Source organism: Mycobacterium sp. PS03-16, from assembly GCF_004570325.1.
In the GTDB taxonomy this organism is placed as follows: Bacteria; Actinomycetota; Actinomycetes; order Mycobacteriales; family Mycobacteriaceae; genus Mycobacterium.
The window spans coordinates 1-24,834 of sequence record NZ_SPQO01000045.1; the positions used below are offsets into that span (position 1 = coordinate 1).

The 24,834-nt window shown below is 71.0% G+C and carries 25 protein-coding genes; 16 read left to right on the forward strand and 9 right to left on the reverse strand.

Annotated elements, in window-relative coordinates:
* From infB to E4P42_RS24120, 4 genes are all read left to right on the forward strand, one after another.
* Positions 1–2,395 (forward strand): translation initiation factor IF-2 (infB, locus tag E4P42_RS24105; protein ID WP_135128812.1); only part of this gene is annotated, 2,395 nt, incomplete at its 5' end.
* Between the two features lie 3 nt (positions 2,396–2,398).
* A complete protein-coding gene (rbfA, locus tag E4P42_RS24110; protein ID WP_135128814.1) occupies positions 2,399–2,914 on the forward strand; it encodes a 30S ribosome-binding factor RbfA in 516 nt (171 codons plus the stop codon).
* On the forward strand, positions 2,874–3,884 hold the full coding sequence (locus E4P42_RS24115) for a bifunctional oligoribonuclease/PAP phosphatase NrnA (protein WP_135128816.1): 1,011 nt from the start codon (positions 2,874–2,876) through the stop codon (positions 3,882–3,884). Before rbfA ends, E4P42_RS24115 begins: the two co-directional genes overlap by 41 nt.
* Positions 3,885–5,213: an MATE family efflux transporter gene (locus tag E4P42_RS24120; RefSeq protein WP_135128818.1), complete on the forward strand. Its 1,329-nt coding sequence runs from the start codon at positions 3,885–3,887 to the stop codon at positions 5,211–5,213. It abuts the gene before it with no gap.
* Here the strand turns inward: E4P42_RS24120 and E4P42_RS24125 are convergent.
* Complete coding sequence (locus E4P42_RS24125) at positions 5,208–5,831, reverse strand: class I SAM-dependent methyltransferase (protein ID WP_135128820.1); 624 nt, start codon at positions 5,829–5,831, stop codon at positions 5,208–5,210. The genes E4P42_RS24120 and E4P42_RS24125 overlap by 6 nt on opposite strands.
* A 46-nt stretch (positions 5,832–5,877) precedes the next feature.
* Between E4P42_RS24125 and E4P42_RS24130 the strand changes: the two genes are divergently transcribed.
* Complete coding sequence (locus E4P42_RS24130; protein WP_135128822.1) at positions 5,878–6,300, forward strand: MerR family transcriptional regulator; 423 nt, start codon at positions 5,878–5,880, stop codon at positions 6,298–6,300.
* Positions 6,301–6,374: 74 nt separating this feature from the next.
* On the opposite strand, the gene E4P42_RS24135 is transcribed toward E4P42_RS24130, so the two are convergent.
* The 4 genes from E4P42_RS24135 to E4P42_RS24150 form a co-directional block, all read right to left on the reverse strand.
* Positions 6,375–7,187 carry an ABC transporter ATP-binding protein gene (locus E4P42_RS24135; RefSeq protein WP_135128824.1) on the reverse strand — a complete coding sequence of 271 codons (813 nt, stop codon included), beginning with the start codon at positions 7,185–7,187 and terminating at the stop codon, positions 6,375–6,377.
* A gap of 12 nt (positions 7,188–7,199) precedes the next feature.
* Positions 7,200–8,252, reverse strand: coding sequence for an ABC transporter substrate-binding protein (locus E4P42_RS24140; RefSeq protein ID WP_135128826.1), 1,053 nt, complete (start codon positions 8,250–8,252; stop codon positions 7,200–7,202).
* Positions 8,253–8,278: 26 nt separating this feature from the next.
* Positions 8,279–9,163: an ABC transporter permease gene (locus E4P42_RS24145; protein WP_135128828.1), complete on the reverse strand. Its 885-nt coding sequence runs from the start codon at positions 9,161–9,163 to the stop codon at positions 8,279–8,281.
* Between the two features lie 132 nt (positions 9,164–9,295).
* Positions 9,296–10,327 (reverse strand): LacI family DNA-binding transcriptional regulator, encoded by a 1,032-nt coding sequence (locus tag E4P42_RS24150; RefSeq protein ID WP_135128830.1) that lies wholly within the window; start codon positions 10,325–10,327, stop codon positions 9,296–9,298.
* A gap of 196 nt (positions 10,328–10,523) precedes the next feature.
* Between E4P42_RS24150 and E4P42_RS24155 the strand changes: the two genes are divergently transcribed.
* The 3 genes from E4P42_RS24155 to E4P42_RS24165 are packed head-to-tail and all read left to right on the forward strand — an operon-like array spanning position 10,524 to position 13,734.
* Positions 10,524–11,696, forward strand: a complete 1,173-nt coding sequence (locus E4P42_RS24155) for a Gfo/Idh/MocA family protein (protein WP_135128832.1) — start codon at positions 10,524–10,526, stop codon at positions 11,694–11,696.
* Positions 11,693–12,898, forward strand: a complete 1,206-nt coding sequence (locus tag E4P42_RS24160; RefSeq protein ID WP_135128834.1) for a dihydrodipicolinate synthase family protein — start codon at positions 11,693–11,695, stop codon at positions 12,896–12,898. The genes E4P42_RS24155 and E4P42_RS24160 overlap by 4 nt, the downstream gene beginning before the upstream one ends.
* Positions 12,898–13,734: a sugar phosphate isomerase/epimerase gene (locus E4P42_RS24165; protein WP_135128836.1), complete on the forward strand. Its 837-nt coding sequence runs from the start codon at positions 12,898–12,900 to the stop codon at positions 13,732–13,734. The genes E4P42_RS24160 and E4P42_RS24165 overlap by 1 nt, the downstream gene beginning before the upstream one ends.
* On the opposite strand, the gene E4P42_RS24170 is transcribed toward E4P42_RS24165, so the two are convergent.
* Positions 13,731–14,498 (reverse strand): enoyl-CoA hydratase, encoded by a 768-nt coding sequence (locus tag E4P42_RS24170; protein WP_135128838.1) that lies wholly within the window; start codon positions 14,496–14,498, stop codon positions 13,731–13,733. The genes E4P42_RS24165 and E4P42_RS24170 overlap by 4 nt on opposite strands.
* Positions 14,499–14,536: 38 nt before the next feature.
* On the opposite strand from E4P42_RS24170, the gene E4P42_RS24175 reads away from it, so the two are divergent.
* Positions 14,537–14,803 (forward strand): DUF2277 domain-containing protein, encoded by a 267-nt coding sequence (locus E4P42_RS24175; RefSeq protein ID WP_135128840.1) that lies wholly within the window; start codon positions 14,537–14,539, stop codon positions 14,801–14,803.
* Positions 14,800–15,369: a DUF1802 family protein gene (locus E4P42_RS24180; RefSeq protein WP_167759608.1), complete on the forward strand. Its 570-nt coding sequence runs from the start codon at positions 14,800–14,802 to the stop codon at positions 15,367–15,369. Before E4P42_RS24175 ends, E4P42_RS24180 begins: the two co-directional genes overlap by 4 nt.
* Here E4P42_RS24180 and E4P42_RS24185 read toward each other — a convergent pair.
* Positions 15,358–17,034: a CocE/NonD family hydrolase gene (locus E4P42_RS24185; protein WP_245234204.1), complete on the reverse strand. Its 1,677-nt coding sequence runs from the start codon at positions 17,032–17,034 to the stop codon at positions 15,358–15,360. The genes E4P42_RS24180 and E4P42_RS24185 overlap by 12 nt on opposite strands.
* 62 nt (positions 17,035–17,096) lie before the next feature.
* On the reverse strand, positions 17,097–17,681 hold the full coding sequence (locus tag E4P42_RS24190; protein WP_135128842.1) for a DUF3558 domain-containing protein: 585 nt from the start codon (positions 17,679–17,681) through the stop codon (positions 17,097–17,099).
* A 153-nt stretch (positions 17,682–17,834) separates the two neighbouring features.
* Here E4P42_RS24190 and E4P42_RS24195 point away from each other — a divergent pair, with 153 nt between their 5' ends.
* The 3 genes from E4P42_RS24195 to truB are packed head-to-tail and all read left to right on the forward strand — an operon-like array spanning position 17,835 to position 20,355.
* Entirely contained in the window at positions 17,835–18,812 is a 978-nt protein-coding gene (locus E4P42_RS24195) for a metallophosphoesterase (RefSeq protein ID WP_135128844.1), read from the forward strand.
* Positions 18,809–19,468, forward strand: a complete 660-nt coding sequence (locus E4P42_RS24200) for a 4'-phosphopantetheinyl transferase (RefSeq protein WP_135128846.1) — start codon at positions 18,809–18,811, stop codon at positions 19,466–19,468. Before E4P42_RS24195 ends, E4P42_RS24200 begins: the two co-directional genes overlap by 4 nt.
* Positions 19,465–20,355 (forward strand): tRNA pseudouridine(55) synthase TruB, encoded by an 891-nt coding sequence (gene truB / locus E4P42_RS24205; RefSeq protein WP_135128848.1) that lies wholly within the window; start codon positions 19,465–19,467, stop codon positions 20,353–20,355. Before E4P42_RS24200 ends, truB begins: the two co-directional genes overlap by 4 nt.
* Position 20,356: 1 nt before the next feature.
* On the opposite strand, the gene mntR is transcribed toward truB, so the two are convergent.
* On the reverse strand, positions 20,357–21,094 hold the full coding sequence (mntR, locus tag E4P42_RS24210; RefSeq protein ID WP_167759609.1) for a manganese-binding transcriptional regulator MntR: 738 nt from the start codon (positions 21,092–21,094) through the stop codon (positions 20,357–20,359).
* A gap of 41 nt (positions 21,095–21,135) precedes the next feature.
* Between mntR and E4P42_RS24215 the strand changes: the two genes are divergently transcribed.
* The 3 genes from E4P42_RS24215 (at position 21,136) to E4P42_RS24225 (ending at position 24,579) form a co-directional block, all read left to right on the forward strand.
* Positions 21,136–22,119 carry a bifunctional riboflavin kinase/FAD synthetase gene (locus E4P42_RS24215; protein ID WP_135128852.1) on the forward strand — a complete coding sequence of 328 codons (984 nt, stop codon included), beginning with the start codon at positions 21,136–21,138 and terminating at the stop codon, positions 22,117–22,119.
* Between the two features lie 98 nt (positions 22,120–22,217).
* Positions 22,218–22,487, forward strand: coding sequence for a 30S ribosomal protein S15 (gene rpsO / locus E4P42_RS24220; RefSeq protein ID WP_135128854.1), 270 nt, complete (start codon positions 22,218–22,220; stop codon positions 22,485–22,487).
* A 208-nt stretch (positions 22,488–22,695) separates the two neighbouring features.
* Positions 22,696–24,579, forward strand: a complete 1,884-nt coding sequence (locus tag E4P42_RS24225; protein WP_135128873.1) for a potassium transporter Kup — start codon at positions 22,696–22,698, stop codon at positions 24,577–24,579.
* Positions 24,580–24,834: the final 255 nt, after the last annotated feature.

Consider the following 24,834-nt stretch of genomic DNA (forward strand, 5'->3'; position numbering starts at 1 on the left):
ATCTGCGACTCCGCCGGCCGCAGCTGCCCAGGCTCCGGCCCCCGCGCCGTCGCCCGCACGGCCGGGTCCGACTCCGGGGCCGCGCCCCGGCCCGGCGCCCAAGCCGGCTCCGCGCACCCCGCGTGTCGGCAACAACCCGTTCTCCTCGCAGCAGCCGGTGGAGCGTCCGATGCCGCGGCCGCAGCCGCGTCCGGGCGCCCCGCGTCCCGGCACGCCGCGCCCCGGCATGTCCCCGAACAACATGCCGCCGCGTCCGGCGGGCCCGCGTCCCGGCGCACCCTCGGGTCGTCCCGGCGGGCCGCGCCCCGGTCCCGGTGGCCGTGGGCCCGGCGCCGGTGGCGGTCGTCCCGGTGGTGGCGGCGGTAACTACCGCGGCGGCGGTGCCGGTGGCGGCGCCGGTGCAGGCGGAGCGGCTGCCGGAGGTTTCCGCGGTCGTCCCGGCGGCGGCGGCGGTGGCCGTCCCGGTCAGCGCGGTGGCGCGGCCGGTGCGTTCGGCCGTCCCGGCGGTGCCCCGAAGCGGGGTCGCAAGTCGAAGCGGGCGAAACGCGCCGAATACGAGAACATGCAGGCGCCGGTCGTCGGTGGCGTGCGGTTGCCGCACGGCAACGGCGAGACCATCCGGCTGGCGCGCGGTGCGTCCCTGTCCGACTTCGCCGACAAGATCAACGCCAACCCGGCCTCGCTGGTGCAGGCGCTGTTCAACCTCGGCGAGATGGTGACCGCGACGCAGTCCGTCGACGACTCGACGCTGGAACTGCTCGGCAGCGAGATGAACTACGTCGTGCAGGTGGTGTCCCCCGAGGACGAGGACCGCGAGCTGCTGCAGTCGTTCGACCTCACCTACGGCGAGGACGAGGGCGGCGAGGACGACCTCGAGTTCCGGCCGCCGGTGGTCACCGTCATGGGTCACGTCGACCACGGCAAGACCCGACTGCTGGACACGATCCGTCAGGCCAACGTCCGCGAGGAGGAGGCCGGTGGCATCACCCAGCACATCGGCGCCTACCAGGTGGCCGTCGATCTCGACGGCAGCGAGCGGCCGATCACGTTCATCGACACCCCGGGTCACGAGGCGTTCACCGCCATGCGTGCCCGTGGTGCGAAGGCCACCGACATCGCGATCCTGGTGGTTGCCGCCGACGACGGCGTGATGCCGCAGACGGTGGAGGCCGTGAACCACGCGCAGGCCGCTGACGTGCCGATCGTGGTGGCGGTCAACAAGATCGACAAGGAGGGCGCGGACCCGGCCAAGATCCGCGGCCAGCTGACCGAATACGGTCTGGTGCCCGAGGAGTACGGCGGCGACACGATGTTCGTCGACATCTCGGCGAAGAACAACGTCAACATCGAGGCGCTGCTCGAAGCCGTGATCCTGACCGCTGACGCGTCGCTGGATCTGCGGGCCAACCCCGACATGGAGGCCCAGGGCGTCGCGATCGAGGCGCACCTCGACCGTGGCCGCGGCCCGGTGGCGACCGTGCTCATCCAGCGCGGCACGCTGCGGGTCGGCGACTCGGTGGTGGCCGGCGACGCCTACGGGCGCGTCCGCCGCATGGTCGACGAACACGGCGAGGACGTCGAGGCGGCGCTGCCGTCCCGTCCGGTGCAGGTCATCGGCTTCACGTCGGTGCCGGGCGCCGGTGACAACTTCCTCGTCGTCGACGAGGACCGCATCGCCCGCCAGATCGCCGACCGGCGCAGTGCGCGCAAGCGCAACGCGCTGGCCGCCCGCAGCCGCAAGCGCATCAGCCTCGAGGACCTGGATTCGGCGCTGAAGGAAACCAGCCAGCTGAACCTGATCCTCAAGGGCGACAACGCCGGTACGGTCGAGGCGCTCGAGGAGGCCCTGCTGGGCATCCAGGTCGACGACGAGGTGGAACTGCGCGTCATCGACCGCGGCGTCGGTGGTGTCACCGAGACCAACGTCAACCTGGCGTCGGCGTCGGACGCGATCATCATCGGCTTCAACGTCCGCGCCGAGGGTAAGGCCACCGAGCTGGCCAACCGCGAGGGTGTGGAGATCCGGTACTACTCGGTGATCTACCAGGCCATCGACGAGATCGAGAGCGCGCTCAAGGGCATGCTCAAGCCGATCTACGAGGAGCGCGAGCTCGGCCGGGCCGAGATCCGTGCGATCTTCCGGTCGTCGAAGGTCGGCAACATCGCCGGTTGCCTCGTCCAGTCGGGCATCATGCGGCGCAACGCCAAGGCGCGCCTGCTGCGCGACAACGTCGTGGTGGCCGAGAACCTCACCGTCTCGTCGCTGCGTCGCGAGAAGGACGACGTCACCGAGGTGCGCGACGGGTACGAATGCGGTCTGACGCTGACGTACTCCGACATCAAGGAAGGCGACATCGTCGAGACGTACGAGCTGGTCGAGAAGGCGAGGACCTGACCGATGGCTGACCCCGCACGAGCGAAGCGGTTGGCCAAGCGCATCTCCACCATCGTCGCCTCGGCGATCGAGTACGAGGTCAAGGATCCGCGGCTGGCCGGGGTGACGATCACCGACGCCAAGGTCTCCGGCGACCTGCACGACGCCACGCTGTTCTACACCGTGATCGGGCGCAGCCTGGACGAGGAGCCGGACTACGCCGGCGCGGCGGCCGGGCTGGAGAAGGCCAGAGGGGTGTTGCGCTCGAAGGTGGGCGCCGCGCTCGGGGTGCGCTTCACCCCGACGCTGGCGTTCGAGCGCGACACCGTGCCGGATGCGGCACACCGGATGGAGGAGCTGCTGGCGCGGGCACGTGCCGCGGATGAGGATTTGGCGAGAGTTCGTCAGGGTGCCAAGCATGCCGGTGACGCCGACCCGTACCGTGTGAGTGGGGCGGAGGGCGAAACCGGGGGGCTTGAAGAGATTCAAGCCGAACTCGATGCTGAGGACACCGGTGACCGCTATCGACAAGACGACTGACGCACCTGCCGGCACGCGGGTGGATGCCTTTCGGGCAGCCGACATGCTGGCCGCGGCCACGACGGTCAGCGTGGTCTGTCACGTCTATCCCGATGCCGACACGATCGGCGCCGGGCTGGCGCTCGCACTGGTGCTCGACCACGCCGGCAAGCATGTGCAGGTGGGTTTCGCCGCGCCCGACCGGCTGCCCGACTCGCTGCAGTCGCTGCCCGGCGGCCATCTGCTGGTGGCGCCGGAGCGGATGCGTCGCGACGCCGATCTGGTGGTCACCGTGGACATCCCGAGCGTCAACCGGCTGGGCGCGTTGAGCGACCTGGCCGAGCCGGGCCGCCGCGTGCTGGTCATCGATCACCACGCGTCGAACCAGCTGTTCGGCACCGCGAATTTCGTGGACCCGTCCGCGGACTCGACGACCATGCTGATCGCCGACCTGCTCGATGCGTGGAACAAGCCGATCGACGCCGGTGTCGCGCACTGCCTGTACGCCGGGCTGACCACCGACACCGGGTCGTTCCGCTGGGCCAGCGCGCGGGCGCACAAGCTGGCGGCGCGGCTGGTGGAGATGGGCGTGGACAACGCGGGGATCAGCCGCACCCTGCTCGACACCCATCCGTTCGCGTGGCTGCCGATGCTGTCGCGGGTGCTGGGTTCGGCGCGGCTGGTGCCCGAGGCGGTCGAGGGACGTGGGCTGGTGTACGCGCTGGTGCCGCACGAGGAGTGGGCCGGCGCGCGGCCGGAGGAAGTCGAGAGCATCGTCGACATCGTCCGCACCACCGCGCAGGCCGAGGTCGCCGCGGTGTTCAAGGAGATCGAACCGCAGCACTGGTCGGTGTCGATGCGGGCGAAGTCCATCGATCTGGCGTCGGTGGCCAGCGCCTTCGGCGGCGGCGGTCACCGGCTGGCGGCCGGGTACTCGGCCAGCGGCGTCGCCGACGATGTGGTGGCGGCCCTGCGCGCAGCGCTGGGCTGAGTGGGCGAGCCCGAGACGCCGACCGCTCCGGCGACGAGTCGGCGCATCGCGGCGTTGGCCCTGCCCGCGCTGGGAGTGCTTGCCGCCGAGCCGATCTATCTGCTGTTCGACCTCGCCGTCATCGGCCGGCTCGGTGCGCTCAGCCTGGCCGGCCTGGCGATCGGTGCGCTCATCATGGGAGTGCTCACCGCCCAGTTGACCTTCCTGTCCTACGGCACGACGGCGCGCGCCGCCCGGTTCTACGGCGCGGGGGACCGGGCGGCAGCGGTGCGCGAGGGTGTCCAGGCCACGTGGCTGGCCCTGGGCGTCGGCACCGTCATCGTCGTCGCCGTCCAGATCTTCGCCGTGCCGCTGGTGTCGGCGCTGGCGGCCGGCGGTGACATCGCCGAGGCGGCGCTGCCCTGGATCCGGATCGCCAGCCTCGCGGTGCCGGCGATCCTGATGGCCGCGGCCGGCAACGGCTGGATGCGCGGGGTCCAGGACACGGTGCGGCCAATGCGCTACGTGGTGTTCGGCTTCGCCGTGTCGGCGGTGCTGTGCCCGCTGCTGGTGTACGGCTGGCTCGGGGCGCCGCGGCTGGGTCTGCCGGGTTCGGCGGTGGCCAACATCGTCGGTCAGTGGCTGGCCGCGGCACTGTTCGGCTGGGCGCTGCTCACCGAGAAGGTGCGGTTGCGCCCGCAGCCTGCGGTGCTGCGCGCCCAGCTCGTGATGGGCCGGGACCTGGTGCTGCGCACGGTCGCGTTTCAGGCGTGCTTCGTCTCGGCCGGCGCCGTGGCCGCGCGGTTCGGCGCGGCCGCGGTGGCCGCACACCAGGTGGTGCTGCAACTGTGGAACTTTCTTGCCCTGGTGCTGGATTCGCTGGCCATCGCCGCGCAGTCGCTGGTCGGTGCGGCGCTGGGCGCCGGGCATCTGACGCACGCGAAATCTGTCGCGTGGCGGGTGACGCTGTTCTCCACGGTCGCCGCCGGGGCGCTGTCGCTGGTGTTCGCGGCCGGGGCCTCGGTGCTGCCCGCGGTGTTCACCGACGACCGCACGGTGCTCGACGAGATCGGGGTGCCGTGGTGGTTCCTGGTCGGTCAGTTGCCGGTCGCCGGAGTGGTGTTCGCCCTCGACGGGGTGCTGCTGGGCGCCGGTGACGCGAAGTTCATGCGCAACGCGACCCTGCTCAGCGCGCTGATCGGCTTCCTGCCGTTGATCTGGCTCTCGCTGGCGTTCGGCTGGGGCCTGCTCGGCATCTGGGCCGGGTTGTCGACGTTCATGGTGCTGCGGCTGCTGTTCGTCGGGTGGCGCACGCTGTCGGGGCGCTGGCTGGTGCCGGGCACGTCATAGGTCGCGCGGCCGGACGGCGCGAACGGTCCACGCGCCCCGCCGCCCACGCTGGTGCGCGGTCACGCCGGCCTCGGTGAAGCCGGCCGAACGGCACAGCGCGGCAGCGGTTTCCGCCTGCCGCGGGGTCCAGCCGTGGCTGGCGAAGCCGGTGGCGCCGGGCGTCACCCGGCGTTCGACGATGAGCAGCTGTCCGCCGGGGGCGAGTACGCGGTACGCCTCGGCCAGGCCGGCGTCGACGTCGGGCCAGTGGTGCACGGTGGCCAGCGCCCAGACCACGGTGGCGGACCTGTCCGGCACCGGAAGCGTCTCGGCGCCGCCCGGCGCCCAGGTGATCCGCGCCGAACGGCGCGTGACGGCCCGCGCCACCCGCAGCATCACGGCGGCCGGGTCGACCCCGGTGACCCGGGCGCCCCGGCGGGCGGCCACCCGTGCGGCGGTGCCCGGACCACAGCCGACGTCGACGACGTGGTCGCCCGGCGCCACCCCGGCGACGTCGGCGGCCAGGTGGGCGTTACCGCGTCCGGTGAGCAGGAAGACCAGCGCGAACAGTGCACCGGCCGGTCCGGCGAACCCGGGCTGGTCGGCGTGGTGGTTGACGATGGTGGTGGAGTCGGTCATGGTCTCGACCTTGCCGGTTCAAGCCCGGTTGAAGTCAAATGGCCGGATGGAGGCGATTCCGATCGGCGAGGCGGCCGCCCGGCTGGGGATGGCGCCGTCGACGCTGCGCTACTACGACGACCGTGGACTGGTGCGCCCGCAGGCACGACAGTCCGGCCGGCGCATGTACGGGACCGACGAGCTGCGCCGGCTGGCGTTGCTCAAGATCTTCCACGGGCTGGGTGTGCCGCTCGACACCGCGGCGGCGGTGCTCGACGCGCCCAGTGAGCAGTGGCGACAGACGGTGCACGAGCAGATGGCCGAGCTCGACCGGGTGATCGCCCGGGCCCGCGGGGCCCAGCGGTTCCTCACCCACGCATTGGGGTGTCCGACCGATCACCCCGCGCGGGAGTGCCCGACGATGACCGGCGCCCTGGACCGTCTCGTCGACGGCATGACGATCGAGGAACTCGCCGGCGAGCACAGCTGAAACACCTTGCGAGCGTGCGTGGCTGCAGCCGACACACCGGGTGCCGGACGTGCAGACACGCACGCTCGCGGGATCTAATCTGCGGCGGTGGAGCTGCCGAGCAGGTCGCGCACCCGGTTGGCGACCCGGATGAACTCCGGGCGCTCCATGGTGGCGGCGTACTCCCGGTCATCGGGCAGGTCGACGTCGAGGGTCTCGACGATCCGGCCCGGCCGCGGGCTCATCACCACCACGCGGTTGGCCAGGTACACGGCCTCGGCCACCGAATGGGTGACCAGCACGACCGTGGTTCCGGTCTCCCGCCAGATGCGGTGCAGTTCGACGTTCATCTTCTCGCGGGTGAGCGCGTCCAGCGCGCCGAACGGTTCGTCCATCAGCAGCACGTCCGGTTCGTGCAGCAGTGCCCGGCACAGCGAGACACGTTGCTGCATACCGCCGGACAGCTCATGCGGCAGCGCGTTCTCGAAGCCGGACAGACCGGTCATCTCGATGAGGTGATCGCAGCGCCGCGCGGCCTGCTGACGGGGCATGCCCCGCATCTCGGCCTGCAGCAGGATGTTGCGGCGCACCGAACGCCATTCGAGCAGCGCGGCCCGCTGGAACACGTATCCGATCTCGCGCTGCGGGCCGCGGACGTCGCGGCCGCGCAGCCGCACCGATCCGGAGGTGGAGTCGGTCAGCCCGGCGACGACCTTGAGCAGCGTCGACTTGCCGCACCCCGAGGGGCCGGCGATCGAGACGAATTCGCCGTCGGCGACGCGCAGGTCGATGTCGTCGAGGGCGGTCACCGTCGCCCGCTTGGACGAGAACGTCACGGTCAGGTTCTCGATCGTGATGGCGTCTGAGGTCACGGTGGTCCCGGGTGGGGTCATGGTCGCGGTCGACATGGTCGCGTCCTCCTACTGCCCGGCCTGCGGGGTGAAGGACGAGTCCCAGTATTCCGCCGGATCCTTGGCCGACTCCAGCAGCCCGGCCTCGGACAGCGTGGTGATGGTGGTGGTCCAGTCCTCCTTGGCGTTGGTGCCCGGCGCCTGGTCGGCGGTCGCCGGGGTGCTCAGCAGCGGGATCGTCTGCTCCCACTGCTGCAGCAGCACCTCGCGCGGCGGCATCTGCGGATCCTTGCCGGCCATCGCGTCGACCGCGGCCTCCGGGTTCTCGGCGGCGGCGGCGAACGCCTCGCTGGTCGCGTCGACCATCGACTGCACCAGCTCCGGGTTGTCGGCGATGGTGGCCTGGTTGGCGATCAGCCCGTTGCTGTAGAAGTTCAGCCCGGCATCGGAGTACTTGAGGTAGCGCACCTCACGCCCGCTCTTGTTGGCGATGGTGGGGCCCTGGTCGTGGGCGAAGCCGATCAAACCGTCCACCCGGCCCGACAGCATCGCGGCCATCTTGCCCGCGGCGTCGAGGCTCTGCTGGGTGACCTGATCCTCGGGCACACCCACCTTGTCGAGGTAGATCGGGAAGGTGGTGGTCGGGGCGTCGCCGGCGGAGACCGCGATGGTGCGCCCGGCCAGGTCCTGCGGGGTGTTGATGCCGGAGTCGGCGAACACCTGCACGGCCGACGGGGTGGTCTGCAGGAACACCCCGGCGCTCTTGACCTCCACGCCCTTGTCGATGTTGCTCAGCACGGCCGGGGTGTCGGCCCAGCCGAAGTCGGCCTGCTGCGAGCCGATGGCCTGCACGGTCTTGGTGGAGCCCTGGCCGGCGTCGATCGTCAGGTCGATGCCGTGCTTGGCGAAGATGCCCTCCTGCACGCCGTAGTAGAACGGTGCGTGCTCCCCGTAGGGGTACCAGTTGAGCATCAGGTTGGCCGAGTTCTGCGCGCCCTCACCCTGTGCGGCGGGGCTGCTGGACTCGCTGCTGCCACCCCCGCTGCCGCCGCAGGCGGCCAGGGTGAGCATCGCGGTGGTGGCGGCGGCCGCGACGGTGGCGCGGCGGCGGATGGACGTCATGGGGTTCTCCTCGTTGAGTGGGGTGGTCAGACGGCGGAATTGACGGTGCGGCGCGACGAATGCCAGGGGATGAGCAGCTTCTCGGCGATCTCGATGATCGCGAACAGCACGATGCCGAGCAGGGACATGATGATCAGCGCGGCGAACAGCATTGCGGTGTCGATGTTTCCGTTGGCCTGCAGGATCACGTAGCCGAGACCTTCGTTGGCGCCGACGAATTCGCCGACCACCGCGCCGGTGACCGCCAGGGTGGCCGCGACCTTCAGGCCCGACATCAGCTGAGGGAGCGACGCGGGGAAGCGGACTTTCATGAACGTCTTGAACCTGCTGGCGCCCATCGTGGAGGTCAGTTCGAGGATCTCGGGGTCCACGGAACGCAGGCCGGCCAGCCCCGAGATCACGATCGGGAAGAACGCCATGAGCACCGCGACCAGGATCTTGGGCGACGGCCCGAAGCCGAGCCACACGACGAACAGGGGTGCGATCGCGATCTTCGGGATGACCTGGGCGAAGAGGATCAGCGGGTACACCGTCTTCTCCAAGCTGGCCGAGTAGATCATCACGACGGCGACGAATTCGCCGACGATCGCGGCGATCAGGAAGCCGACCACGGTCTCCCAGGTGGTGACCCAGGTGTTCTGCGCCAGGTAGGCCGCGTTCTCCTGGGCCGTGCGCCAGGTGTCGCCCGGTGACGGCAGGATGTAGGGGGCGACCAGTTCGGCTTCGGTGACCGCCCACCAGGCGGCCAGCAGCGCGATGACCAGGGCCACGGGCCGCCAGATGCCGGCGAGGGTGCGCCGGGCCGAGAAGCTCGGGCGCCCCGGGGTGCGCCGCGGGGGAGTCGACGGGGTTGTCGGTGGTGCGTCATCGCCCCCGGAGGGGCGCACGCCGGCTGCTGCCGTTACCGCCATGGAATGTCCTAAGTTCGCAGTGGCTCGGGTCGGGAACCCGACTGGGAATGCGCTTTCCGAAGCGAGGCCCACCGTAACGTGATTCAGCGCACAGTGTCAACGCCTTGGTGGCGCGCGCCGCGACCGGAAAGGTCAGGGCAGCCGGGTGCTGTCGCGCAGCACCACGGTCCCGGGGATGCGCTCGCGCTGGTCGGCGGTGCCGGCGTCCCGGCACAGCGCCAGCTCGACGGCCCGCACACCGATCTCCTCGAGCGGCAGCACGACCGTCGACAGGCTCGGCATGTGGTCGCGCAGCGTGGGGATGTCGTCGAAGCCCGCGACACATACGTCGCGTGGCACCACCAGGCCCAGCTCACGCCATGCGGCGATGGCTCCGATGGCCATCACGTCGGTGACCGCGAAGACGCACACCGGACGGCCGCCGGCGCCGGGCTCGAGCTGCAGGGCGGCGGCCAGCCGCCGCGCCGCGGAGTGGCCGCCGTCGCGGGTGAACGCACCCGACACCTCCACCAGCGGGGTCAGGCCCCGGCGGCCGAGCGCCTCGACGAAGCCGTTGCGGCGGTCCACCGCGGTGCGGATGCTGCCCGGCCCGCCGATGACGGCGAAATCGGTGTGTCCGGCGTCGACCAGTGCGTCCGCGAGTTGCCCTGAGGCGAAATGATTTTCGGGCTCGACCGCGCCGCCGAAGGCCAGCGGCTGGCCGATCACCACGACATGTCCGCCGTTGTCGCGGTAGCGGCCGAACTCGGCCTCCAGGTCGCGGTCGAGGTCGCCGCTCTGCCGTGAACCCGCCAGCACGATCGCATCCGCGCGGTGGGCGATGAACGTGCTGACCACCTCGCGTTCGACATCGAAGTCGCGATCGGTGGCGGCGAGCAGCACCTGTTTGCGCGCGGTGCGCGCGGCGGTCTGCACGCCGCGCGCGATCGACGAGAAGTAGGGGTCGGCGATGTCGTGGACGACCAGTCCGAGCAGGCCGGTCGAGGCCCGCGCCAGCGCCTGGGCCTGGGCGTTCGGGACGTAGCCCAGTTCGCGGGCGGCCGCGCGGACCCGGTCGGCGACCCCTTCGCCCGGCACCCGCGACGAGCCGTTGAGCACGCGCGACGCCGTCGCCTGGGAGACGCCCGCCCGCGCTGCCACGTCCTGCAGTCGTACCGCAGCCATCGCTGTTCTCACCCTCTTGCGGGCCGGTCGTTCGGCACAGGGGTTGACCGGCTGGTGCCGACAGCTTACCGTGGAAAGCGCATTCCGAAGTGCTGACACCGCATGGTCCTTGAGGACAAGTGACGGTGCCGTTCCCACGACAGCACTCGCCGGCGCGAATCACCGACGCCGGCCAGAGAAACAAGGACTTCTCCTTATGGCATCTTCCCCCGGCCAACCTGCCGGCCGCCGCACCCTGCGCATCGCCATGAACGGCGTGACCGGGCGCATGGGCTACCGCCAGCACCTGGTGCGCTCGATCCTCCCACTGCGCGACAGCGGACTGTTGCTCTCCGACGGCACCCGCGTCGACGTCGAACCGATCCTGGTGGGACGCAACGCGGACAAACTCGCCGACCTCGCCGCCGAGCACGGGGTGACGGAGTGGACCACCGACGCCTCGGCGGTGATCGCCGATCCGACCGTCGACGTCTACTTCGACGCCCAGGTCACCTCGCGGCGCGTCGAAGCGCTCACCGCGGCCATCAAGGCGGGTAAGCACGTCTACACCGAGAAGCCGACCGCCGAGACCCTCACCGAGGCCGTGGAACTGGCGCGGATGGCGGAGAACGCCGGCGTGGTCGCCGGCGTGGTGCACGACAAGCTGTACCTGCCCGGGCTGGTCAAGCTGCGCCGGCTCGTCGACGAGGGCTTCTTCGGCCGCATCCTGTCGATGCGCGGCGAATTCGGCTACTGGGTGTTCGAAGGTGACCAGCAGCCCGCCCAGCGGCCGAGCTGGAACTACCGCGCCGAGGACGGCGGCGGCATCACCGTCGACATGTTCTGCCACTGGAACTACGTAATGGAGGCCCTGCTGGGCCCGGTGCAGGCGGTCACCGCCCGCGCGGTCACCCACATTCCGACCCGCTGGGACGAGTCCGGCGCGGCCTACGATGCCACCGCCGACGACGCCGCCTACGGCATCTTCGAGATCTCCGGCGGCGTCGTCGCGCAGATCAACTCCTCGTGGGCGGTGCGCGTCTACCGCGACGAGCTCGTCGAATTCCAGATCGACGGCACCCATGGGTCGGCCGTGGCGGGGCTGCGCCGCTGCGTGGCCCAGCAGCGCGCCCACACCCCCAAGCCGGTGTGGAACCCCGATCTGCCGGTCACCGAGAAGTTCCGCGACCAGTGGCTGGAGGTGCCCGCCAACGCCGACCTGGACAACGGCTTCAAACTGCAGTGGGAGGAGTTCCTGCGCGACGTCCTGGCCGGACGCCCCCACCGGTTCGGCCTGCTCTCGGCCGCCCGCGGGGTCCAGCTGGCCGAGCTCGGGCTGCGCAGCTCCGCCGAGGGCCGTCGCCTCGAGGTGCCGGAGATCGTGCTGTGACCACCACCAGCGCGTCCCGCGCCACCGCGACCGTCGTCCTGCCCCTCGACGGCGCCCTGCACAGCTATGGACTCGGTGAGCCGGGTCCGTGGCAGCGGCCGACGCGGCCGATCGAATCCCGGATCGCTTATGCCGCAGCGCATGTGGTGCCGCGTGCGCTGGGGGACACCAGCCCCGGCGCGCCGGCCGATCTGGATTGGGACACCACACTGGCCTACCGCCACGAACTGTGGTCGTACGGGCTGGGCGTCGCCGACGCGATGGACACCGCCCAGCGCGGGATGGGCCTGGACTGGCCCGCCACCCGTGAGCTGATCCGGCGTAGCGGCCGCGAAGCCGCCACCGTCGGCGGCCGGCTCGCGTGCGGGGCGGGCACCGATCAGCTCGACCTCGCCGCCGTGCCCCCCGGGGCGCGCGGGCTGGGGATGATCACCGACGCCTACCGGGAACAGATCGCGGTCGTCCGCGAGGCGGGCGCCAACGTGATCCTGATGGCGTCGCGGGCCCTGGCCGCGGTGGCGACGTCACCGGCGGACTACCTGTCGGTGTACGGCACGCTGCTGGCCGAGGCCGACCGCCCGGTGATCCTGCACTGGCTGGGGGAGATGTTCGACCCGGCGCTGCGCGGATACTGGGGCGACGCCGAGATCGAGCGCGCCACCGCGACGTTCCGCGAGCTGATCCGTTCGCACGCCGACAAGGTCGACGGAGTGAAGGTGTCGCTGCTCGACGCCGCCCACGAGGTCGCGTTGCGCCGGGCGCTGCCCGACGGCGTGCGGCTCTACACGGGCGACGACTTCAACTACCCGGAACTGATCGTCGGCGACGGATTCGCCGGGCGCGACCACTCCGATGCGCTGCTGGGCATCTTCGCCGCGATCTACCCGGCCGCGTCGACCGCACTGCAACACCTCGACGCCGGTGAGCCCGCCCGCGCGCTGGAGATCCTGGAGTCCACCCGGGCGCTGGGGCGGCACATCTTCGCCGCGCCGACGTACTACTACAAGACCGGCATCGCGTTCCTGGCATGGCTCAACGGCCACCAGCGCGGATTCACCATGGTCGGCGGGCTGGCGAGCGGGCGTTCGGTGAGCCACCTGTGCAAGGCGTTCATGCTGGCCGACCACGCCGGGCTGCTCACCGACCCGGACCTGGCCGCGCACCGCATGCGCACGTTCCTGACCGTCAACGGGGTCGGCTGATGAGTGGGCAGTTCGGCCGGCTGTCGCTGAACACCATGACCACCAAGGCGCTCACCCTGCGTGAAGCGGCCGAGGCGACCGCGGCCGCGGGTCTGCCCGCGATCGGGCTGTGGCGCGACCGGGTCGCCGAGGCCGGTGTGGACACCGCCGCGAAGATCGTGCGCGACAACGGCTTACGCGTGTCCAGTCTGTGCCGCGGCGGCTTCCTCACCGCGGTGGCCGACGCCGACGCGGCGCTGGACGACAACCGCAGGGCCATCGACGAGGCGGCCACCGTCGGGGCCCCGGAGCTGATCATGGTCGCCGGCGGCATCCCCGACCGCGACCTGCCCGGCGCCCGGGCCCGGCTCGCCGAGCGGCTCGTGAAGCTGGTACCGTACGCCGCCGAGCGTGACGTGCGCCTGGCGCTGGAACCGCTGCACCCGATGTTCTGCGCCGACCGCGCGGTCATCTCGACGCTGAACCAGGCGCTCGACCTGGCCGCACCCTTCCCGGCCCAGACCGTCGGCGTCGTCGTCGACACCTTCCACGTCTGGTGGGATCCGGCGCTCGCCGACGCGGTCGCCGCCGCCGGTGCGGCCGGTCGGATCAGCTCGTTCCAGATCTGCGACTGGCTGGTCCCGATGACCCCGGACCCGCTGGTCTCGCGCGGCATGATGGGCGACGGCGTCATCGACTTCGCGGCGATCGCCGCGCTGGTCCGCGACGCCGGGTACACCGGTGACGTCGAGGTCGAGATCTTCAACGAAACCGTGTGGGCCACTTCGGGTCCGGTGGTGCTGGAGACGATGAAGGAGCGCTACCGCACGCTGGTGCTGCCTGCCCTGACGGGCTAGCGCACCTGGGCGCGGCCGCGCTCGAACACCGCGGCGCGGTTGGCGGCGATGTCGTCCCCGGTGGCCGAGGCCATCCACCGGCGGGCGGCGTCGGCCTCCAGCCACAGTGAGCCGCCGGTCTGCGCCTCGTCGATGCGGTGGTAGGAGTCCAGCAGCGACCGCACCGCCCGCTGGTTGTTGCCGACGATCGACGCGGCGACCGTGCGCGCGGTGGGCAGCAGATCGGCGTGGGCCACCACCTCGGTGACCAGGCCGGCGCGCAGCGCGTCGGCGGCCGACAGGTAGTCCCCGGTCAGGCTCATCCGCCGCGCCATACCGATGCCGACCTTCTGCGGCAGCCGCACCGACAGCCCCCAGGTCGGCAGCAGACCGACACGGGCGTGCGTGTCGGCGAACCGCGCCTGCTCCGAGGCGATCAGGATGTCGCAGTACAGCGCGATCTCCAGGCCGCCGGTCACCGCGGCGCCGTTGATCGCGCCGATCACCGGCTTGGTCATCGACGGCCACTTCGGTGAGATGTCGGGCAGCGCGGTGGTGCCGCCCAGTTCCTTGAGGTCCAGCCCGGCGCAGAACACGGGGTCGGCGCCGGTCACGATCACCACGTCGACCGCGTCGTCGTACTCGGCGTCGCGCAGCGCCCCGAAGAACCGCTCACGCAGCGCCGCCGACAGCGCGTTGCGGGCCTGCGGCCGGTTCAGCGTCAGGGTCCGCACCCGGTCGGTGGTGTCGATCAGCAGGATGTCGGCGGTGTCAGCGTTGCTCATGCCGCTAGACGCTAGCCGCCCGGCCTATCGTGGCTGTCATGTGCCGAAACATCACCGAGCTGCGCGGCCTGGAACCGGCGGCCACGGCCGAGGAGATCGAGGCCGCCGCCCGCCAGTACATCCGCAAGGTCAGCGGTATCACCCGCCCCACGGCCGCCAACAGCGAGGCGTTCGAGACCGCGGTCGCCGAGGTCACCGCGACCACCACGCGGCTGCTGTCCCAGCTGCCTGCGCGCCGCCAGCCGCCCAAGACCGTTCCGCCGCTGCGCCGTCCGGAGGTCCGCGCGCGGCTCAACCTGGCGTGAGCGGCCCGGTGCTCGACGTCTGCACCCCGGCGCTCAAGGAGTGGAGCGCGGCGGTGCACGCGATGCTCGACGGCAGGCAGACCGTGCTGCTGCGCAAGGGCGGCATCGGTGAGAAGCGGTTCAGCCTCGATGCCCGGCGCTTCCTCCTGTTCCCGACCGTCGCGCACAGCCACGCCGAACGGGTCCGGCCCGAACACCGCGACCTGCTCGTCCCGGCGGCCGGCGACAGCACCGAGACGGCGTTGACCCTGCGGGCGGCGGCGAGCGTCGTCGCCGCGGTGGAGGTGCACCGGCCCGAGGGGATCGGTGACCTCGAGCCGCTGCACATCTGGACCGCGGAGTCGGTTCACGCCGACCGGCTGGACTTCCGGCCCCGCCACCGGCTCACGGTGCTCGTCGTCCAGATCCGCCCCCTCGTCGAACCGGTGCACATCGACCGCACCCCGCAGTACGCCGGGTGCACCAGCTGGGTCGACCTGCCCGTGGCGCCCGCCGTCGGGCCACCGGTGCACGAGGACGAGGCGCTGGCCGTGGTGGCCGAGCGGGTGCGCCGGTCAGTCGGCTGACGGTGGCCGCTCGCCCGCGGGCAGCAGCAGCCGCGACGCGCCGTCGCCGAGGTGGACGGTGTGGGCGGCCGGAACCAGCCGGCGGCCGGTGGCCAGCGACTCGCCGGTGCCGAGGTTGCGGGCGAAGCGGGGGTGTGACCCGCCCGCGACCAGAACCCGGATACGGGACCCGGCCCGGAACCGGTGCGCGACCGCGTCCAACTCGATGCGCACCGAGCCGGAGATCGGCGCACCGCAGAGGTATCCGTCGCTGACATTGCTGGAGCGCCCCTTGGCGTCGACCTCGCTGATGCGCACGAACAGGTCGTTGTGGGCGTTGTCGCACGTATGCGCGAGTTCCACGACCGGTGTCCCGACCACATACAGATCATTGGGCAGCCGGTCGCCGGTGAAGCTGAGCACGTCGGGCCGTGCCGCCAGGCCGAAGTCCCTGCGGTAGCCGGCCGCGGGGGAGAGCAAGCGGCCCCCGACCGTCGGCGTCGGATCGGCCGGGTCATAGGTGAACCGCGCGGTGGGCGCCGTCTCGGGCGGCGCCGTCACCCCGAGGCGGCCCTGCGGCTGCAGGTAGCGCGTGATCTCGGGCATGACGGGCGGCCAGTCCGGCAGGTCGGTCCAGCCGCGACCGGTGACGAAGACCCGCACCGGCCGGCGCCGGCCCGGGGGTGCGCCGCCCAGATGGGTGCCGAGCCAGTCCAGCGATTCCCGGATGACGGTCGGGGCGGCCGAGGTCATCAATTGGCTGTGCGTCCACGGACCCACCGTCAATCCGACCGGCACACCACGCTCGTGCAGCCGCCGGTACTGCACCAGGGTCTGGTCGAGGAACACGTCCTGCCAGCCGCCGATCAGCAACACCGGGATCTCGGTGGTGTCCAGTGCGCGACGGAGATTCAGCGACTCCCAGAACGGGTCGTCGGCCTCCGGGTGGTCGAGCCACGACTCCCACCACGGCGCGCCGGTGCCCAGCAGGGTGCGGCCCGCCTCGCCCGCGGGCAGTCCGCTGGTGGCGCGCGCCAGTAGACGTTGCGCCCGTGCCTGGCGCAGCAGTGCCCGCAGCCGGCTGGGCTCCTCCTGGCGGGCCATCAGGTCGCTCCAGCCGAGGAAGTCGTTGAGCCCGAACGACCCCGTGCCCCAGCGCGGTCCGCTGACGTCGTGGGGCCCGACCGTGATCACGGCGGCGGTCATCTCCGGCGGCGGATCGGTCAGCAGCGCCCACTGGGTGAAACCCAGGTATGACAGGCCGATGGTGGCGAACGTCCCGGTGAACCAATCCTGCTCGCGCAGCCACGCGACGGTGTCGGCGCCGTCGGCGATCTCGTTGACCATCGGGTCGAAGTCGCCGCCGGAACCGAAGGTGCCGCGCACGCTCTGCAGGACGACGTGGTAACCGCGGGCGGCGTACACCGCGGCGTAGAGCGCCGCGAACGGGAACCGCCGGCCGTACGGACAGCGGACCAGCAGCGTGCCGGCCGGATCCGCGGTCGTGGGCGCGTAGTGGTCGGCGCGCAGGTCGACGCCGTCGCGCATCGGCACGAGCACCCGGTGCACGGTGAACTCGCAGGTGTGCGGGGGCAGGCGCAGCACCCGCGACAGCGCGCGTCCGGTGAGGCGGCCGAGCGCCGAGCGCGGCGCCGGGGAGGTGGCAGCGGAGGAGACGGCGGTCACCACCCGAAGGCTACCCAGGCGGCGCGCCGGAGCACCTCAGGGCCGAGTCGGGTAGATGAGACTCAGTAGATGTAGTGCGGCGCCAGTTCGTGGGCCTTCTGCAGGTTGGTCTGCATGCAGTCGACGTCGGGGTTGGAGTAGATCGGCGAGTAGAACAACACCTGCTGGATGACGCCGTAGCTGGTGTCGAAGGCCAGCGCGCAGGTGATCCACCACCGGTTGTTCCAGTCGGTGGGCTTCATGATCCAGTACTGCGCGGCGCGATGGCCGGCGACGTCGAGCTGCACGGCGTCGGCCGGCAACGTCTCCTCGTATGTCCGCCACACGAACGCCTCGACGGTCATCTGGAAACTGCCCGCGTCGTACTTGCAGCGCAGGCTGTCCTCCAGGGTCGGCGGGGTGAACGCCAGCCCGGCGCGCTGCACCACGTCGAGCGGGATGTCGCGGCACGGGTCGAACGGCGACGGGTCGGTGGTCTCGATCACCGGGTACTTGATCGTCGTCGACGCCCCGGTCATCGGCAAGAAGGTCGACCGAAGATCGACCCGGCCGGTGGCCGGGCCGCCGGGCGGGTCGGCGGTCACCACCACGATCACCGCCGCGAACAGCGCGCACAACGCCGAGAGCACTCGCAGCCTGGCGGCCATCACACCCCCTTGATCCAAGGCGGTACACCGCCGTGTCGTGGTCCGACCCTGCGGGGAGTGTAGCCGCCGCACAGCCCGCACAAGACGGTAAACGAGAACACGTTCTAGTTGTCGGACCGGGGTCCACGCGGCGCGTGGTTAGGCTGGTCGGTTGTGGTGACTTCACAGCAATCGCGCGACCGGCGGCCGGTGCTGTGGGCGATCAGTGACCTGCACACCGGTCACACCGGCAACAAGCCGGTCACCGAGTCGCTCCATCCCGCCTCTCCCGACGACTGGCTGATCGTGGCCGGCGACGTCGGTGAGCGCACCGACGAGATCCGGTGGGCACTGGACCTGCTGCGCCGCCGCTTCGCCAAGGTGATCTGGGTGCCGGGCAACCACGAGCTGTGGACCACCCAGAAGGACCCGCTGCAGATCTTCGGCAAGTCGCGCTACGACTACCTGGTCACCATGTGCGACGAGATGGGCATCGTGACGCCCGAGCACCCGTATCCGGTATGGACCGAGGAGGGCGGGCCGGCCACGATCGTGCCGATGTTCCTGCTCTATGACTACAGCTTCCTGCCCGCCGGGGCGGGCACCAAATCCGAGGGGCTGGCCATCGCACGGGAACGCAACGTGGTGGGCACCGACGAGTTCCTGCTGTCCGCCGAGCCGTACGCGACCCGCGACGCCTGGTGCCGCGACCGGGTGGCCTACACCCGCAAGCGGCTCGAGGACTTCGACTGGATGATGCCGACCGTGCAGGTCAACCACTTCCCGATGGTCCGCGAACCCTGCGATGCGATGTTCTACCCGGAGTTCTCGCTGTGGTGCGGCACCACCGCGACCGCGGACTGGCACACCCGCTACAACGCGGTGTGCTCGGTGTACGGACACCTGCACATCCCGCGCACCACCTGGTACGACGACGTGCGGTTCGAAGAGGTGTCGGTGGGCTATCCGCGAGAATGGCGGCGCCGCAAGCCCTATCGGTGGTTACGTCAGATCCTGCCGGACCCGAAGTATCCGCCGGGTTATCTCAACGAGTTCGGCGGCCACTTCGAGATCACCCCGGAGATGCGGGAGAACGCGCAGAAGATGCAGACCAAGATCCGCGAGCGCATCGAGCGGCGGACCGACCGGTGAGCCTGCTCGCCGCCGTCGTGCCCAGCGCGGTCGCGAGCGCCGAACGCTACGACGATCCGCCCGAGGCCAGGCCGCTGCCCGAGGAGGAGCCGCTGATTGCCCGCTCGGTCGCCAAGCGGCGCAACGAATTCGTCACGGCTCGGTTCTGTGCGCGCCAGGCCCTCGGCGAACTCGGGTTGCCGCCGGTGCCGATCCTCAAGGGCGACAAGGGCGAACCGCGCTGGCCGGACGGGGTGGTCGGCAGCCTGACCCACTGCGAGGGCTTCCGCGGCGCCGCGGTCGCCCGCCGCGGCGATGTACGCTCGGTCGGCATCGACGCCGAACCGCACGGCGTCCTGCCCAAGGGTGTGCTCGACGCGATCAGCCTGCCCGAGGAGCGCAGCGCGCTCGGTGTACTGCCGGAGGGGCTGCACTGGGACCGGATCCTGTTCTGCGCCAAAGAGGCCACCTATAAGGCGTGGTTCCCGCTGACCCACCGCTGGCTCGGTTTCGAGGACGCGCACATCACGTTCGACGTCGACGCGTCCGGCGCCACCGGCCGGTTCACCTCCACGGTGCTCATCGACCCGGCCGCCGAATCGGGGCCACCGCTGACCACGCTGGAAGGCCGGTGGATGGTCCGTGACGGCCTCGCGCTGACGGCCATCGTGCTGTGAGTGGCGCACCCGCCCCCGGGCTCGTCGTCGTCGACAAGCCCGGCGGCATGACCAGCCATGACGTGGTCGGCCGGTGTCGTCGCCTGTTCGGTACCCGCAAGGTCGGACACGCCGGCACGCTGGACCCGATGGCGACCGGGGTGCTGGTCGTGGGCATCGAACGGGCGACCAAGATCCTCGGGTTGCTCACCGCGACCGACAAGTCCTACGACGCCACGATCCGGTTGGGCCAGAGCACCTCCACCGAGGACGCCGAAGGCGAGATCACCGCGACGGCGTCGGCCGCCGGGGTCACCGACGCGCAGATCGCCGCGGCGGTGGGCGCGCTGCGCGGCGACATCGACCAGGTGCCCTCCTCGGTCAGCGCGATCAAGGTCGACGGGCAGCGCGCCTACAAGCTCGCGCGCGAGGGTCGCAGCGTCGAGCTGGCGGCCCGCCGCGTCCGCATCGACCGCTTCGACGTGCTCGCCACCCGGCGGTTGGGTGACGTGGTGGACGTCGATGTCGCGGTGGACTGTTCGAGCGGCACCTACATCCGGGCGCTGGCCCGCGACGTCGGTGCCGCCCTCGGCGTGGGCGGACACCTCACAACGCTGCGACGCACCCGGGTCGGCGACTTCGGCCTCGACCTGGCGCGCACCCTGGACGCGCTGGCCGATGCGCCGCAGCTGAGCTACCCGCTCGACGAGGCCTGCCTGCTGGCGTTCCCGCGTCGCGATCTGACTGCGGCGGAGACGGATTCGGCGCGCCACGGCCGGGCGCTGGAACCCGCGGGCATCGACGGTGTGTACGCCGCGACGGCGCCCGACGGGACGGTCATCGCGCTGCTGGAGGACGGGCCGAAACGCACCCGGTCGGTGGTCGTGGTGCGACCGGCGACGCTGTAGCTCAGCCCGCGACGACCCAGATCGCCTCGGCGGCAGGATGTCCCAGGTCGACCGTGGCGTGTTCCTCGCCGTCGGAGCCCTCGATCGCCACCGAGATCAGGCCGGCGAAGTCCCGGCGGGCCACCACGCGCAGCCGGGAGTCCAGGCTGATGCCGACGCTGTCGAAGTAGCGCAGCATCTCGGGATCGGCGTCGGAGATGCGCGCGACGGTGCCGGCGTCGCCGTTCTCGCACACCGACAGCTGCCGGGCCGGCGGGGTGGGCACCTGACCGTCGGCGGCCGGGATCGGGTCGCCGTGCGGATCGCGGGTCGGGTGCCCCAGCTTGGCGTCGATGGCCATCAGCATCCGGTCGGACACCGCGTGCTCGAGGACTTCGGCCTCGTCGTGCACCTCATCCCAGCTGTAGCCGAGCTCGCTGACCAGAAAGGTCTCCATCAGGCGGTGGCGGCGCACCATCTGCAGCGCGGCGCGGCGGCCGTCGTCGGTCAGCGTCACCGCCCCGTACTTCTCGTGGTTGACCAGGCCCTGATCGGCGAGTTTGCGGATCGACTCCGACGCGGTCGAGGCCGAGACGCCGATCCGCTCGGCGAGCATCTTCGTGCTCACCTTCTCGTGCGACCACTCCTGGGCGGTCCAGATGACCTTGAGATAGTCCTGCGCCACCGTCGTCAGGTCACGGGGGTTGCTGTCAGGACTCACATTGACGAAGTTTAGGCAATCTTTGCCTGACTGGGCCATCTAGCGCAGCCGCGGCCCGCGGCGCGCCGTACGCTTGGGGCGTGCAGCGCTGGCGCGGGCAGGACGAGATTCCCACCGACTGGGGCAGGTGCGTCCTCACCATCGGGGTCTTCGACGGCGTCCATCGCGGACACGCCGAGCTGATCAACCACGCGGTCAAGGCCGGGCGCACCCGCGGCGTGCCCACCGTGCTGATGACGTTCGACCCGCATCCGATGGAGGTCGTGTTCCCGGGCAGCCATCCCGCGCAGTTGACCACGCTGACCCGCCGCGCCGAACTGGTCGAGGAACTCGGGGTCGACGTCTTCCTGGTCATGCCGTTCACCGCCGACTTCATGAAACTCACCCCGGAGCGCTACATCCACGAGCTGCTGGTCGAGCGGCTGCATGTGGTCGAGGTCGTGGTGGGCGAGAACTTCACGTTCGGCAAGAAGGCGGCGGGCAACGTCGACCTGCTCCGCAAGGCCGGTGAGCGGTTCGGCTTCGCGGTCGAGGGGATGACGCTGGTCTCCGAGGTCACCGAGGTGCGCCGGGATGCCAGCGTCACGTTCTCCTCCACCTACATCCGGTCCTGCGTCGACGCCGGCGACGTGGTGGCCGCGGCCGAGGCGCTGGGCCGCCCGCACCGCGTCGAGGGCGTGGTGGTGCGCGGCGACGGCCGCGGCAAGGGGTTGGGCTTCCCGACCGCCAACGTCGCACCGCCGATGTACTCCGCGATCCCGGCCGACGGCGTCTACGCGGCCTGGTTCACCGTGCTCGGGCACGGCCCGGTCATGGGCACCGTCATCCCCGGTGAGCGCTACCAGGCGGCGGTGTCGGTCGGGACCAATCCGACGTTCTCCGGGCGCACCCGCACGGTCGAGGCCTTCGTCCTCGACACCACCGCCGACCTGTACGGGCAGCACGTCGCGGTCGATTTCGTCGCGCGGATCCGCGGCCAGGAGAAGTTCGGCTCGGTCGACGAGCTCATCACCGCGATGGGCGGCGACACCGACCGGGCGCGCGCGATTCTGTCCGCCCGCTGAACACTGTTAGACTTCTGCGTCAACGACGTGTGCTGCAGTTCGCGGCGGCCGCGTCGTCTTTGTTTGTCACCCCGCGGACCGATGGATGGAGTTGTTTCATGGCGCTGACCGCCGAGCAGAAGAAAGAGATCCTGGGCCAGTACGGCCTGCACGACACCGACACCGGCTCGCCGGAGGCCCAGGTGGCGCTGCTGACCAAGCGGATCCAGGACCTCACCGAGCACCTCAAGCAGCACAAGCACGACCACCACTCGCGGCGCGGACTGCTGCTGCTGGTCGGCCGTCGCCGCCGGCTGCTGAAGTACGTCGCGCAGGTCGACGTGGCGCGTTACCGTTCGCTGATCGAACGGCTGGGTCTGCGTCGCTGACGCACCCGCAGAGCCGCTGACGCGGCCGGGCCCCTCACGGCGGCCCGGCCGCGTTCTCTTTGCCCCGCGACGCCGCCGAGTCGGTGTTAGCATCCGTCGCGGACTGCTGTCCGGTCCCCTTCTTCCGCCGCGCACCGACGGAGATCGTGTGCCCAGGGACTCCGAGGTCGATTCGCCGGCGCCCACCGCGGTGTCACCGCGCACCGCGATGCGCGCCGGCCTGGTGATCGGTGCCCTGGGCGTGGTGTTCGGCGACATCGGCACCAGCCCGATCTACACGCTGCAGACCGTGTTCAACCCCGCCGATCCGCACCCGGTGCCGGTCAACGCGGCCAACGTGTACGGCGTCGTGTCGTTGATCTTCTGGTCGGTGATGATCATCGTCACCGTCACCTACGTGACGCTGGTGATGCGCGCGGACAACGACGGTGAGGGCGGCATCATGGCGCTCATCACCCTGCTCCGCAGGCTGGCGGGGACGTCGAACCGGCGGGTCACGGTCGTGCTGGCCGGGCTCGGGGTGTTCGGGGCCTCGCTGTTCTTCGGCGACAGCATGATCACCCCGGCCATCTCGATCATGTCCGCGGTCGAGGGTCTGGAGCTGGTCGAGCCCCCCCTGAAACGCTGGATCGTCCCCATCACCGTCGTGATCATCGTGGTCCTGTTCGCGGTGCAGCGCCGCGGCACCGCGACCGTCGGGCGGCTGTTCGGCCCGGTGATGATCCTGTGGTTCGCGGCGATCGCGGCGTGCGGGGTGCGGGGCATCGCCGCGCATCCGCGGATCCTGGAGGCGCTGTCCCCGCTGCACGCGCTGACCTTCGTCACCGAGCATTCCCGGTACGCGTTCTTCGCGCTCGCCGCGATCGTCCTCGCGGTCACCGGCGCTGAGGCGCTCTACGCCGACATGGGCCACTTCAGCCGCACCGCCATCATCCGGGCCTGGCTGTTCGTGGTGCTGCCGGCGCTGACGATCAGCTACCTCGGTCAGGGTGCGCTCGTGCTCGGCGACGCCCGGACGGTCGACGCGCCGTTCTTCCTGCTGATCCCCGGCTGGGCGCTGCTGCCGATGGTGCTGCTGGCGACCGCGGCGACGGTGATCGCCTCCCAGGCCGTGATCAGCGGCGCCTACTCCGTCGCCTCGCAGGCCATCCAGCTCGGCTATCTGCCGCGGTTGCGGGTCGCACACACCTCGGCGTCGGCGTCGGGACAGATCTACGTCCCGTTCATCAACGGCATGCTGCTGGTCGCCGTGCTCACGCTGGTGGTGTCCTTCCGCAGTTCGGCGGCGCTGGCCTACGCGTACGGGATGGCGGTGTGCGGCACGATCGCGATCACCACGCTGCTGTTCTTCTACGTCGCGCACCGGCGGTGGGGCACGCCGCTGTGGCTGGTGATCGCCGGGGCGGTCCCGCTGCTGGCCGTCGACCTGGCGTTCTTCGCTGCCAACCTGACCAAACTGCTGCACGGCGCCTGGCTGCCGCTGCTCATCGCGGTTGGCGCGTTCACGGTGATGATGACCTGGAAACGCGGCAGCGACGTGGTCAGCCGAGCGCGCGCCGACCGGGAGGGCCCGCTGGCCGACTACGTCGCCACGCTCACCGACCGCGACTCCGCCCCGGTCCGGGTGCCCGGCACCGCGGTGTTCCTCAACCGCGGGTTGTTCACCGCGCCGCTGGCCCTGCGCGCCAACGTCAAGCACAACCACGTCCTGCACGAGCAGGTCATCGTCGTCTCGGTGCTCACCGATCCGGTCCCGCGGGTGGCCGACGAGGACCGTATCGTGCTCACTGACCTCGGGCAGACCGAGCTGGGCGTCTTCCACGCCACCGCGCGGTTCGGCTACGCGGAGGTGCCCGACGTGCCCGCCGCGCTGCGAGGACTGGACCCGGCCGCGCTGCACCGGCCGCTCGAGGCCGGCTCGACGTCGTACTTCCTCAACAAGCTCGAACTCGCGGTCGGTCCGGCGCCGACACTGCCGCGCTGGCGCAAGCGCATCTACCTCGCCACGTCGTACGTCGCCGCCGACACCTCGGGGTATCTCGGCCTGCCGCTGGACCGCACCGTCATCGTCGGCGCCCGCCTCGAGGTGTGACACCCGCGCGCTCGGCGCTACCGGACCGGTGGGACCCGCCATGTAGCATGGATGTGTTCGAGACCATGTCGGCTCGGACGTTATGGGTGCGAACCCGCGGTCCGCGGGCTTCGTTCCCGTGTGTCATGCCAGGGCCTGCCTGATCGGGCGGTCTTCGGTAGTGGCTGCCGGTGACCGCCAGGTTCCCGGCAGCTTCGATCGACGGCCGTAGCCGCATCAGCGCCGGTGGTTGTGAACCCGGTGAGTGCTCTCGGC